The sequence below is a fragment of the Bradyrhizobium rifense genome, assembly GCF_008123425.1.
GTDB classification, from domain to species: Bacteria; Pseudomonadota; Alphaproteobacteria; order Rhizobiales; family Xanthobacteraceae; genus Bradyrhizobium; species Bradyrhizobium rifense.
In genome coordinates this window covers 1-11,450 of sequence record NZ_VSSS01000043.1, presented here as the reverse complement: position 1 = coordinate 11,450, position 11,450 = coordinate 1, and the positions used below count along the sequence as shown (strand labels likewise).

Sequence of the window (11,450 nt, the reverse complement as noted above, 5' to 3'; positions counted from 1 at the left end):
GTCCCGTCATCCTGAGGTGCGAGTGGCGCGATGCACAGGCATCGCGCCGGGAGCCTCGAAGGATGCACGGCCGACCTGGCAGCCGGGCCGTCGCCCTTCGAGGGCCGCTGAAGAAGCGGCCACCTCAGGGTGACAGTGAAAGATTGTCGATTGAGGAGCCAGGAAGTAGAGCGGCCGCGCCTACTTCACCGCGCCAAAGCGGCTGTCGAACGAGTTCGACGACACCACCGGTGCTGCGCCGGCCATCTGCGCGCCGTCAGCCGCACCATCGCTCACCGACGGTTTCAGCGCGGGGCGCGTCGCGGCGACCTTGGTCTCGGCGGGCTTCGCCGGCTCGACGGGTTTTGCAGCAACCGCCGGGGCGTCCTTGGACTTGTCGTGGTCGGGCACGAACCTCGTCACTGCGGCCTTCAGCTTGGAGGCCGTGCTCGGTGCTGCGGGGGCCGGGGCCACCGACGCGGTCGCTTGAGGCGGCGGCGTGGTCGCTGTCGTGTCGGCGGTGCTCAGCCCCATCTTGCGGCCGAGATTGGAGAAGAAGCCGCCGGATTTCTCGGCCGAGGCGACGCGGGTATTGGTCGCGGGTGCGGCGACCGCAACGACCGGCTCTTCCTGCGGCGCGGCTGCGACTGCGTCGAGATTCGGCTTCGGCGGGTTGACGGTGCCGGGGATCGTGCCGGGTGCTTTCGACATCGCCAGCATCTGCAGCGTATTGCCTTCGGCGCCTTCCGACAGACCGGTCGAGCCTTCCGGAATCTTCGCGGCAAAAATCTTGTTCATGCCGCCGTCGATTCCGGTGTTCATGCGCGCCACCGGCGTGCCCTTGGCGACGAGCTTGTTGTACTCGGCCTCGTCGCGCTGCTCTTTCTCGCGCACGGCGCTGGCGATGTCCTCGGGGATCACATAGGCCGGGCACTTCGCGGAGGCGTCGAACACGGGATCGCGCTTGGCGTCGGGCGCCTTCGCGGCGTCGAACACGTACTTCTTCTCGCAGAAGTCGACCTTCGGCTCCTGCCGCGTCACCTCGAAATGATCATAGCCTTCCTTAATCATCTTCCAGAAGGCCATGTTCGGATTGTTGCGGTGCTTGGCCATGTTCACCGGCGTCATCTTGAACGGATACGCCTGGAACTGGAACGCCTTCTGGCCACCGAAGAAGGACTCGCGCCCGAGCGAATAGATCTCCGCGATCTGTTCGTCCGTCATCGCGTAGCAGCCGCGCGACGAGCAATCGCCGTGCACCATCAGCTGCGAGCCGGTGCGGCCGAGCGCCTTGTCGAACGCGTTGGGGAAGCCGGTGTTGAACGAGAGATAGTAAGCCGACTGCGGATTCATCTGACTCGGGTTGATCGAGTAGAATCCTTCCGGCGCCTGGCGGTCGCCTTCGCGTACCTTCGGTCCGAGGTCGCCCGACCAGCGGCAGATCGGATAGGTCTTGAGCAGTGCGAACTGGCCGGAGCGGGTCTGCTTCCAGATCTCGAGCTCGGCCTCCGACTTGAACAGGCGGATCAGGATCGGCGATTGCAGATCCATGTCCTTCTCGCCCATCGCGGCGACGAGCTTTGGCGAGACCGGCTGGTTGGCCTTGGCGTTGGTCGCGAGCGAGACCTGGTCGGTGTCGCAGCCGGCCAGCACAAGGCTGGCGGCAAGCGCGACCGAAGCCAAAAGCGCACGAGCAAGCGAACGAGAATTCAAGATGGACCCCACAACGTGCCGGGCAAGGAGCGCAAACCCCGATTTTGGAGCATGGCCTGACCGGAGATCCGGACTTTATTCAGACCAAGCCCCAGCGCTGATGCCCTGAAGCCATTGATTAAAATTCTAACCTCCGCGCCTGATGGTCGCAACCCGACCGGGGATCACGAGCCCGTTGGCGAGCCGGCGTGGTCAACAGAGACTTAAACTGGGCCGTAACTTGGGACGTTTTTGGGCTTGGCAGCCAAACCACTACTGAGATCGCCGATTTGGGCAAAAAAAGGGTTAATGCGGGGTTACCGGGCAGTCCGGGACAGGTCTCGTAGGGTGGGTTAGCGAAGCGTAACCCACCTCTTCTGGCTCCGCGGAGACAAACAAAGGTGGGTTACGCCTTCGGCTAATCCACCCTACGAAGCCAAAAAAGACCCGAAATCGGGGCGAATCAGCCCAGTTTCCGGCCGATATCGAGGAATTTCTGCCGGCGCTGCTTGCGGATGGCGTCGCCGTCCAGGCCCCGCAGCTCGTCGAAGGCTTTTGCGATGGCATCGCCCGTGGTGGCGATCATAGCGGCGGGGTCGCGGTGGGCGCCGCCGACCGGCTCTTTCAAAATGCTGTCGATCACCCCGAAGCGGAGCATGTCCTGGGCGGTAATCTTCATGTTGTTGGCGGCTTCCTGCGCCTTGCTGCCGTCGCGCCAGAGGATGGAGGAGGCGGCTTCCGGCGAGATCACGCTGTAGATCGCGTGCTCCAGCATCAGCACCTTGTTGGCGGTGGTGATTGCAATCGCGCCGCCCGACATGCCCTCGCCGGTGATGATGGCGACGTTCGGCACGGTCAGCGCCATGCAGGCATCGGTCGAGCGCGCGATCGCTTCAGCCTGGCCGCGCTCCTCGGCGCCGATGCCGGGATAGGCACCGGCGGAATCGGCGAGCGACAGCACCGGCAGGCCGAACCGCTCGGCCATCTCCATCAGCCGCACGCATTTGCGATAGCCTTCGGGGCGCGCCATGCCGAAATTGTGCTTGATACGGCTCTCGGTGGAATCGCCTTTTTCCTGGCCCATCACGCAGATGGCTTCGCCGCGGAAGCGGCCGAAGCCTGCGACCAGCGCCTCGTCCTCGCCGAACTTGCGGTCGCCGGCGAGCGGGGTGAATTCGGTGATCAGGCCCTTGATGAAATCGTTGAAATGCGGCCGCTGCGGATGCCGCGCGACCAGCGTCTTCTGCCAGGGCGTCAGGTTCTGATAGAGGTCCGCCAGCGCCTGCGACGCCTTGTCCTCGATCCGCCCGATCTCATCGGCGATGTCGCTGCCCGAGGCCGCAAGCGTGCGCAATTCGTCGAGCTTGGAGTCGAGCTCGGCGACGGGCTTTTCGAAGTCGAGATAGCTGCGCATCTGGTCTGGCATCAACTCAGTATAGGGGGACGGGGCGGAGAGGCGAAGCGAGGTTGGCTTCTCGAAAAGAAGTGTAGCTTCTTCAAGGGCTTGACCTGTGCGCTCCCGGGAGCGCGCCAAATCACGAATAAGGCCACGGCTCTTTCTGCGGAGATGTGGCCGAAGTCAAGGCGGTTTCGGCCTCCGCCGCGCCAGCGGCGGCTACTTCTCCGCCAGCGGGTGCAGGTCGCGCACTAGGCTCTTCAGCCGCTCCTCGACCACATGGGTATAGATCTGGGTGGTCGAGATGTCGGTATGGCCGAGCAGGGTCTGCACGATGCGCAAGTCCGCGCCATTGTGCAGGAGGTGGCTGGCGAAGGCATGGCGCAGCACGTGCGGGGAGACCAAGCGCGCCTGCAGTCCCGAGGCGACCGCGAGCTCCTTGAGGTCGCGGGCAAAATGCTGCCGCGTCAGATGTCCGCTCTCGCCGAACGAGGGAAACAGCCATTTCGAGGCGGCGACGCTGCTCTTCTTGTCGGCTTTTGCAGCTTCTGTCGCCGCGAGATAATCCGCCATCGCCTGCCGCGAGGCTTCGTTCAGCGGCACCAGCCGTTCCTTGTCGCCCTTGCCGCGCACCACGATCATGCGGGCGTCGCGCTTGGCCGCCGTGCGTGGCAGCGACACCAGCTCGGAGACGCGCAGGCCCGTGGCGTAGAGCACCTCGAGCAGGCAGTAGAGCCGCAAGGCGCGCAACCGCTGCGACGGCGAAGCGTTTCCCGCCTCGCTCATGTCCTTGGCGCGGCGAAGCATGCGGTCGACATCGGCGATCGACAGCACCTTTGGCAGGCCGCGGCCGCGCTTGGGCCCGGACAGGATCGCCGCGGGATCTTCGCTGCGGATGCGCTCGTTCAGCAGAAAGCGGAACAGGTGCCGCATCGCCGACAGCCGCCGCGCGACGCTGGAGGATTTGAAGCCGCGCGCATCGAGGTCGCCCAGATAGTCGCGGAGGACTTGCGTCTCCGCGTCCACAAAGCCGTGGCCGACGCGGGTCAGAAACTCGGAGAAATCGGTGAGGTCGCGGCGATAGGCATCGAGCGTGTTGGGCCCGGCACCCTGTTCCGCCGCGAGCATGTCGAGGAACAGGCCGGTGAGTTTTGCATCTGAGGGCTTTGCACGCATGCCCCGGAGCCTAGCTCCTATTTCTTGAGAAACTTATCCGGCGGGATCGTCACCGTCATTTCCCGCGGTTTCGGATTGACGAAGTTGGCCAGCGCGAACACCACGCCATAGACGATGCCGGCAAGCACGGCGACGGCCGTCAGGAAGCGGAACAAGCTGGGCATCGGGCAAGGTCTCGGCGAGGGTCTCGAACGGGCAAATTAACCAATGAAATCATCCAACATGTTCGCCGTTTCGTGGCAAGAGTCCTCTGGCGAGGGCCCCGAGGGGGTCGTATAGGTGGCCGGCATGCCGCCTTTGGCGGCAAATTGAGCGAGATCCAGAGCAAGATCCAATGTCCGACGCCGCGTTGCCAGCACAAGCGAGCCCTGAGGCCGACATCCTGTCGGCGCTCGGGATCCGTTCGATCGTGCTGGTCGGCATGATGGGTGTCGGCAAGTCGACCATCGGCCGCCGTATGGCGGCGCGGCTCAAGCTGCCCTTCGTCGATGCCGACACCGAGATCGAGGCGGCGGCCGGCATGACCATACCGGAGATTTTCGAGCGCCATGGCGAACCGCATTTCCGCGACGGCGAGGCGCGGGTGATCGCGCGCCTGCTGGACGGCGGGCCGGTGGTGCTGGCGACCGGCGGCGGCGCCTTCATGCGCGAGGATACGCGCAGCCGTATCGCGGCGAAGGCGATCTCGATCTGGCTCAAGGCCGACCACGACGTCATCATGCGCCGCGTCCGCCGCCGCGCCGACCGTCCGCTGCTACAGACCGCCGATCCCGAAGGCACCGTGACGCGCCTGCTCACCGAGCGCGAGCCGGTCTACAGCCGTGCTGATATCACCATCGCCTCGCGCGACGTGCCGCACGACAGAATCGTCGATGAGACCATCGAGACGCTGTACGCCCATCTCTGCGGCGAGAGCACGTCCCAACCTCCAGCCGACGTCGCGAGTGCCGTTCGATGACTGCGCCCCTGAAGCATTCCGACCCCGTCAACGTCGACGTCGCGCTCGGTGACCGCGCCTACGACATCGTCATCGGCCGGGGCGTGCTGTCTTCGCTCGGCGAACGGGTTGCCGCTTTGCGCCCCGGCGTGCGCACCGCAATTGTCACCGACCGCACCGTTGCAAAATACTGGCTCGAGCCGGCCGAAACCTCGCTCGCGGACGCCGGCATTCCCACCTCGCGCGTTGTCGTCGAGGAAGGCGAGATTTCCAAAACCTACGCCGGCCTGGAAAAGGTCAGCGAAGCCCTGATCGCGGCAAAGATCGAGCGCAACGATCTCGTCATCGCGCTCGGTGGCGGCGTTGTCGGCGATCTCGCCGGCTTTGCCGCCGCGATCCTGCGCCGTGGCGTCGATTTCGTGCAGGTGCCGACCTCGCTGCTGGCGCAGGTCGATTCCTCCGTCGGCGGCAAGACTGGCATCAACTCGCCGCAGGGCAAGAATCTGCTCGGCGCCTTCCACCAGCCGGTGCTGGTGATCGCCGACACCGCCGTGCTCGACACGCTGTCGCCGCGGCAATTCCGCGCCGGCTATGCCGAGGTTGCCAAATACGGCGTGCTCGGCGACGAGGCATTCTTCGCCTGGCTGGAGAAGAACCATTCGGACATCGTCAAGGGTGGCTCCGCACGCGAGCATGCCATCGCGACGTCCTGCCGCGCCAAGGCCGGTGTCGTCTCGCGCGACGAGCGCGAGACCGGCGAACGCGCGCTGCTCAATCTCGGCCACACCTTTGGCCACGCGCTGGAAGCGGCGACCGGTTTCTCCGACCGCCTGTTCCACGGCGAGGGCGTTTCGATCGGCATGACGCTGGCGGCGCAGTTTTCCGCAAAGCTCGGCATGATCGGAGAGGCCGACGCGGCCCGCGTCGAGCGGCACCTCATCGAGGCCGGCCTGCCGACGCGCCTGCAGGACATCGCGGGTTTCGCGCAGGAAGGCCTCGCGGACGCCGACGCGCTGATGGCGCTGATGGCGCAGGACAAGAAGGTCAAGCGCGGCAAGCTCACCTTCATCCTGCTGGAGGCTGTCGGGCGCGCCGTCATCGCCGAGGACGTCGAGCCGGCGCCGGTGCGCGACTTCCTGCAAGAAAAGCTGGAACACAAGCTCGCCCTCAAGGCGTGAGACGCGGCTCAACGGCGCTGAAACAAGAAACCAGAGTGGTTCATGGACTGGCTCGGCTTCACCATCGTTATTTTCTGCCTGCTCGTGTCCGGCTTCTTTGCCGCGAGCGAGACCGCGCTGACCGGCGCCTCGCGCGCCAGCATGCTGCGGCTCTCCAAGCAGGGTAATCGCGACGCCGACGTGGTCTCGCAACTGCTCGACATGCGCGAGCGCCTGATCGGCGCGCTGCTGCTCGGCAACAACATCGCCAATATCAGCGCGTCGGCGCTGGCGACCTCCATCTTCACCGCCTGGTTCGGCGATGTCGGCGTGCTATACGCCACCGGCCTGATGACGGCGCTGGTCGTGATCTTCGCGGAAGTGCTGCCCAAGACCATTGCCATCAACGCGCCCGACCGCATGGCGCTCGCGGTCGCGCGCCCGATGCGGCTGACCATGTATGTGCTGGGCCCGCTGCTGCGGGTGGTCGAGGTCATCGTGCGCGTGTTGATGCGGCTGTTTGGTCTGGCCGGCGAGCACCAGGCAATCCTGTCGCCGACCGAGCGCCTGCGCGGCGCGGTCGATCTTTTGCATCACGAAGGCAAGGTCGAGAAGCAGGACCGCGACATGCTCGGCGGCCTGCTCGATCTGCGCGAGCTTCAGGTCTCCGACGTCATGATCCATCGCACCGAGATGATGATGATCAACGCCGATCTGCCGCCGGAGGAGCTGGTGCGCGAGGTGCTGGCGACCGAATACACCCGTATCCCGCTCTGGCGCGAGAAGCCGGAAAACATCATTGGCGTGCTCCACGCCAAGGATCTCCTGCGCGCGATCCGCGCCGTGGACGGCGACACCTCGCGCATCGACGTCTCCACCATCGCGCTGCCGCCCTGGTTCGTGCCGGAGATGCGCCCGGTCTCCGAGCAGCTCAAGGCGTTCCGCCGCCGCAAGACGCATTTCGCGCTCGTCGTCGACGAGTATGGCGAAGTTGAAGGTCTTGTGACGCTGGAAGACATTCTGGAAGAGATCGTCGGCGACATCTCTGACGAGCACGACGTCGTGGTCGCCGGCGTGCGCGCCCAGCCGGACGGCTCCGTCGTGGTCGACGGCTCGGTGCCGATCCGCGACCTCAACCGCGCCATGGACTGGCGCCTGCCTGATCAAGAGGCAACGACGGTTGCAGGCCTCGTCATTCACGAGGCGCAATCGATCCCGGACCGCGGCCAGAGCTTTACGTTCCACAACTTCCGCTTCCGCGTGCTTCGCCGCGAACGCAACCGTATCACCGCGCTCCGTATTTCACCGGTCCCGCGCGACGCGGAAATGGAAGAGACGAGGCCGAAGCGGGCCGGGACGTCGTTCTAGGCTTCGCGTGATCCTGTCGACCCCCATGGTGAGGAGCGCTGCAAAGACGCGTCTCGAACCATGCAAGGCCAAGATGCCGCAGCGGGGCCTCTATCCTTCGAGGAGCGCCGCAAAGGCGCGCTCCTCAGGATGAGGGGAAAACGGCGCGAATTGGCGGGCTACGTCCCGCCTTCCCCCGGCGCCTGAGCGTGGATCGCCAGCGCATGCACGCTGCCTGAGAGTTCCGCGGCCAGCGCCGCATTTATCATGCGGTGACGGTCGACCCGGCTCTTCCCTTTGAACGCCTGAGACACGATATAAACGCGAAAGTGCGTCTCGCCGCTCGGCCGATGGCCTGCGTGGCCCTCATGCAAATGTGACTCGTCGACGACCTGCAGGCTTTCCGGCGTGAAAGCTTCCTGCAACTTGTTGCTGATAGTGTCTTTCATAACCATGACTGCCATTAAAGTCCGCGATCGCACTCCGTCAACTCCCGGGGTTTCGTCCTAATTGCAATGTCAAGACTTGAAGGTTTTCGCATTGCGTAGTCAAAGTTGGTCATGCCGATCGATTCATCAAAGTTCTTCGACTCCATCCGCGTGAAGCCGCGGGGCAAGCAGCCCGAGGTGAAGCCGCGCGACACGGTGGCCGCCTGCGAATGGACCGGGTGCCAGAACAAGGGCGCGCACCGCGCGCCCAAGGGCCGCGAGAATACGCGCGAGTACTGGCACTTCTGTCTCGATCACGTGCGCGAGTACAACCAGAACTACAATTTCTTCTCCGGCATGAATGCCGACGCCGTCGCGCGTTACCAGAAGGATGCGCTGACCGGCCATCGTCCGACCTGGAAGATGGGCGCCAATGGCGGCGTCAAGAAGGGTGCCGAAGCCGAGATCGACGGCGCCTTCGATCCGTTCAGCATGTTCGCGGAGCTCAACGGCCGCACCGGCTGGCGGAAGGGTCCCGAGGCCGCCCAGCCCAAGGTCGAAGCGCGCAAGGTGATGAACGCCGAGCGCAAGGCGCTCCAGGTCATGGGCCTCGGCCCAAGTGCGACGCTCGCCGACGTCAAGTCCAAGTACAAGGCCCTGGTGAAGCAGCACCACCCCGACGCCAATGGCGGCGACCGCTCCACCGAAGATCGCCTGATCGAGATCATCAAGGCGTATAATTATCTGAAGACCGTGGTGCGGGAGGCGTAAGGCCTCTCGTGGGTCCGTAGCCCGGATGGAGCGCAAGCGTAATCCGGGACTTTCTCACACCACGACGACATTCCCGGATTGCGCTCCGCTCCATCCGGGCTACGCATTCCCTACACCTCCGGCATCGCCCCCACATACGACGAACTCGGCCGGATCAACCGCCCGGTCCGCTGCTGCTCGCGCGCATGCGCGGTCCACCCCGCTGCGCGTGCCACCGCGAAGATCGGCGTGAACGCCTGCCTCGGAATCGCCAGCGCATCGAGCAGGATCGCGGTGAAGAACTCCACATTGGTCTCCAGCGGCCGCTCCGGATTCTTCTTGCGCAACGCTGCTCGGATATAGGCCTCGACCTCGGCGGCAAACGGCAGGTCGGTACCGTCAGACGCCAGCGCCTCGACCGCGGTCTTGAGCACGTCGGCGCGTGGATCGCGCACGCGATAGACGCGGTGGCCAAAGCCCATCATCCGCTCGCCCCGTGCGAGCGCCGCATCCACCCAAGGCTGGATCCGTTCGCGTGAGCCGATCGCATCGAGCATTTCCAGCACGGGCTCCGGCGCGCCGCCATGCAGCGGACCGGTCAGCGCGCAATAGCCGGCGGTGACGGCGGCGAACAGATCGGCCTGCGTCGAGGCCACCACGCGCGCGGTGAAGGTCGAGGCGTTCATGCCGTGGTCGCTGGCGGTGACGAGATAGGCGTCGAGCGCAGTGACCTCGCGCGCAGCGGGCGCGCGCCCATGCAGCATGCGCAGCGTATCGGCGGCATGGCTCACGGTCGGATCGGGCGCGATCGGGTCGAGCCCTTTCGCACGCCGGACCAGTGCGCCCGCGATCACCGGAAATGCACCGACGATCGTTGCCTCATGCTCCAGCCCGTGCTCGGCGCGCAGGCCCGCGACCGCTGCACGAAACCCGTCGACGATGCCCATGCCCTGGGTTGCCGGCAGCAGCTCGGAGAGCCGCGCGAAGGCGCGTTCGCGCGCCGCGCCCAGGCTCGACCGGACATTGGCTTCGGTGAGGGTGGTCTTGCTGGCGCCGTTCCAGAGCCTGGCGGTGACGCCCTCAAAGCTCGATTCGGCGGCGAGGCGCCCGACATGCTCGCCGGCGATGATCAGCTCGCCGCGCTCGCCGTCGACATGGCTCAGCACGGTCTCGGCCGCGGGAACGCCGTCCAGCCCGATCTGGCTTTTGGTGAGGTGGATGTTCATGGCCCAAATCTCCTTTGCACTGCACCAGGAGAAAATCGGGCCTCTCGACAGATTGATCAATCTTGATTACATCAATCAATATGAAAAATTCTGACGGCCTGTACCTCTCCGCCCGGGAAGCCGCGGCCGAGCTCGCGATCTCGCCGGCGACCCTCTACGCCTATGTCAGCCGCGGCCTGATCCGCTCCGAGCCGACGCCGGATTCGCGCAAGAACCGCTACCGCGCCGAGGATGTTCGCGCCCTGAAGGAGCGCCGGGTGCCGTCGCCGGAGCCGCGCGGCCTGCGCAGCTTCGATGCCGATCTGCCGGTGATGGATACGGAGATCTCGACCATCACCGAGGAGGGTGCGATCTACCGCGGCGTCAACTGCATCGATCTCGCCGAGAACGACACGCTGGAGCACACCGCAACGCTGCTCTGGGACGTCTCCGACGTTGATCCCTTCGCGCCGGACAATCAGCCTGCGATGTCCGACGAGATGCGTGCGATTGCGGACGCCGCGCGCCGCGCGGCTCCGATCGATCGCGCCATCGCGGTGCTCGCGCTCGCGAGCAGCGCCGATTCCCGCGCGTTCACCCGCGCGCCCGATGGCCGCGCGATGGTCGGCGCGCGCATCGTTCGGCTGCTGGTCGCGACCATGCTCAATGCTGAGTTTTCAGCCGAGCCGCTGCATCAGCAGATCGCGCGCGCCTGGGCGGGCGACAACAAGTACGCGCCCGACCTCATCCGCCGCGCGTTGGTCTTGCTCGCCGACCACGAATTGAACGCCTCGACTTTCACCGCGCGCTGCGCGGCCTCGACCGGACTCAATCTCTACGACTCCGTCATCGCCGGCCTCGCCGCGCTGAAAGGCCCAAAACACGGCGGCGCCGGCGTCTTGGCCTCGCAGCTGGTCAAGACGCTGGTGGACCGCGACGTCGAGCCGATGGTGCGCGAGCGCGTCGCGCTCGGCGAGCGTTTTCCGGGCTTCGGCCACGGCGTCTACAAGCGCGGCGACCCCCGCGCGCAGTCGCTGCTGAACGCGCTGGCCCGCGCCGGCGCGCCACGCAAATTCACCCGCGAGGTGCCTGAGCGGATTGCAGAGGCGACCGGAGAGTTCGTCAACATAGATTACGTGCTCGCCGTGCTGGTGCACGCGCTGCGCCTGCCGCCCGGCAGCGAGCTTGCTTTGTTCGCGATGGCCCGCAGCGTCGGATGGATCGCGCATGCCAGCGAGCAATTGCAGTTCGGCAAGCTGATCAGACCGCGGGCAAGATATGTGGGACCGGCGCCGGGGCGGAGGGCTGCCAGTTAGAATTTCAGTGACCGCACCTTACACCGCTGTGGTCCTTGCGTTCGCACTAGGGGATGCACACATCTGG

At 65.5% G+C, this 11,450-nt stretch carries 11 protein-coding genes; 5 read left to right on the top strand and 6 right to left on the bottom strand.

Annotated elements, in window-relative coordinates:
* Positions 1 to 180 precede the first annotated feature (180 nt).
* The 4 genes from FXB40_RS28290 to FXB40_RS28275 all read right to left on the bottom strand — a co-directional run bounded on the left by FXB40_RS28290 (position 181) and on the right by FXB40_RS28275 (position 4,407).
* On the bottom strand, positions 181 to 1,692 hold the full coding sequence (locus FXB40_RS28290; protein ID WP_246208009.1) for a L,D-transpeptidase family protein: 1,512 nt from the start codon (positions 1,690 to 1,692) through the stop codon (positions 181 to 183).
* A 442-nt stretch (positions 1,693 to 2,134) separates the two neighbouring features.
* On the bottom strand, positions 2,135 to 3,097 hold the full coding sequence (locus FXB40_RS28285; protein WP_148775414.1) for an acetyl-CoA carboxylase carboxyltransferase subunit alpha: 963 nt from the start codon (positions 3,095 to 3,097) through the stop codon (positions 2,135 to 2,137).
* A 189-nt stretch (positions 3,098 to 3,286) separates the two neighbouring features.
* Entirely contained in the window at positions 3,287 to 4,243 is a 957-nt protein-coding gene (xerD, locus tag FXB40_RS28280) for a site-specific tyrosine recombinase XerD (protein WP_148775413.1), read from the bottom strand.
* A 17-nt stretch (positions 4,244 to 4,260) separates the two neighbouring features.
* The gene (locus FXB40_RS28275) at positions 4,261 to 4,407 is read right to left on the bottom strand and encodes a histidine kinase (RefSeq protein WP_148775412.1); all 147 of its coding nucleotides are present in this window, start codon (positions 4,405 to 4,407) and stop codon (positions 4,261 to 4,263) included.
* 170 nt (positions 4,408 to 4,577) lie between these two features.
* Here FXB40_RS28275 and FXB40_RS28270 point away from each other — a divergent pair, with 170 nt between their 5' ends.
* The 3 genes from FXB40_RS28270 to FXB40_RS28260 are packed head-to-tail and all read left to right on the top strand — an operon-like array spanning position 4,578 to position 7,705.
* Positions 4,578 to 5,201: a shikimate kinase gene (locus FXB40_RS28270; RefSeq protein WP_148775411.1), complete on the top strand. Its 624-nt coding sequence runs from the start codon at positions 4,578 to 4,580 to the stop codon at positions 5,199 to 5,201.
* Complete coding sequence (gene aroB, locus FXB40_RS28265) at positions 5,198 to 6,358, top strand: 3-dehydroquinate synthase (RefSeq protein WP_148775410.1); 1,161 nt, start codon at positions 5,198 to 5,200, stop codon at positions 6,356 to 6,358. The genes FXB40_RS28270 and aroB overlap by 4 nt, the downstream gene beginning before the upstream one ends.
* Positions 6,359 to 6,400: 42 nt before the next feature.
* Positions 6,401 to 7,705, top strand: a complete 1,305-nt coding sequence (locus tag FXB40_RS28260) for an HlyC/CorC family transporter (RefSeq protein WP_148775409.1) — start codon at positions 6,401 to 6,403, stop codon at positions 7,703 to 7,705.
* Positions 7,706 to 7,863: 158 nt separating this feature from the next.
* Here FXB40_RS28260 and FXB40_RS28255 read toward each other — a convergent pair whose 3' ends face one another.
* Positions 7,864 to 8,139: a BolA family protein gene (locus FXB40_RS28255; protein ID WP_148775416.1), complete on the bottom strand. Its 276-nt coding sequence runs from the start codon at positions 8,137 to 8,139 to the stop codon at positions 7,864 to 7,866.
* Between the two features lie 105 nt (positions 8,140 to 8,244).
* On the opposite strand from FXB40_RS28255, the gene FXB40_RS28250 reads away from it, so the two are divergent.
* Complete coding sequence (locus tag FXB40_RS28250; protein ID WP_148775408.1) at positions 8,245 to 8,883, top strand: J domain-containing protein; 639 nt, start codon at positions 8,245 to 8,247, stop codon at positions 8,881 to 8,883.
* Between the two features lie 110 nt (positions 8,884 to 8,993).
* On the opposite strand, the gene FXB40_RS28245 is transcribed toward FXB40_RS28250, so the two are convergent.
* Positions 8,994 to 10,088, bottom strand: coding sequence for a citrate synthase/methylcitrate synthase (locus FXB40_RS28245; protein WP_148775407.1), 1,095 nt, complete (start codon positions 10,086 to 10,088; stop codon positions 8,994 to 8,996).
* An 80-nt stretch (positions 10,089 to 10,168) separates the two neighbouring features.
* Between FXB40_RS28245 and FXB40_RS28240 the strand changes: the two genes are divergently transcribed.
* Positions 10,169 to 11,383, top strand: a complete 1,215-nt coding sequence (locus FXB40_RS28240; RefSeq protein WP_148775406.1) for a citrate/2-methylcitrate synthase — start codon at positions 10,169 to 10,171, stop codon at positions 11,381 to 11,383.
* Positions 11,384 to 11,450: the final 67 nt, after the last annotated feature.

Coding starts and splice junctions, on each gene's coding strand:
- xerD (WP_148775413.1), bottom strand. CDS start 4,243: ATGCGTGCAAAGCCCTCAGATGCAAAACTCACCGGCCTGTTCCTCGAC.
- FXB40_RS28275 (WP_148775412.1), bottom strand. CDS start 4,407: ATGCCCAGCTTGTTCCGCTTCCTGACGGCCGTCGCCGTGCTTGCCGGC.
- aroB (WP_148775410.1), top strand. CDS start 5,198: ATGACTGCGCCCCTGAAGCATTCCGACCCCGTCAACGTCGACGTCGCG.
- FXB40_RS28285 (WP_148775414.1), bottom strand. CDS start 3,097: ATGCCAGACCAGATGCGCAGCTATCTCGACTTCGAAAAGCCCGTCGCC.
- FXB40_RS28260 (WP_148775409.1), top strand. CDS start 6,401: ATGGACTGGCTCGGCTTCACCATCGTTATTTTCTGCCTGCTCGTGTCC.
- FXB40_RS28250 (WP_148775408.1), top strand. CDS start 8,245: ATGCCGATCGATTCATCAAAGTTCTTCGACTCCATCCGCGTGAAGCCG.
- FXB40_RS28255 (WP_148775416.1), bottom strand. CDS start 8,139: ATGGTTATGAAAGACACTATCAGCAACAAGTTGCAGGAAGCTTTCACG.
- FXB40_RS28270 (WP_148775411.1), top strand. CDS start 4,578: ATGTCCGACGCCGCGTTGCCAGCACAAGCGAGCCCTGAGGCCGACATC.
- FXB40_RS28240 (WP_148775406.1), top strand. CDS start 10,169: ATGAAAAATTCTGACGGCCTGTACCTCTCCGCCCGGGAAGCCGCGGCC.
- FXB40_RS28245 (WP_148775407.1), bottom strand. CDS start 10,088: ATGAACATCCACCTCACCAAAAGCCAGATCGGGCTGGACGGCGTTCCC.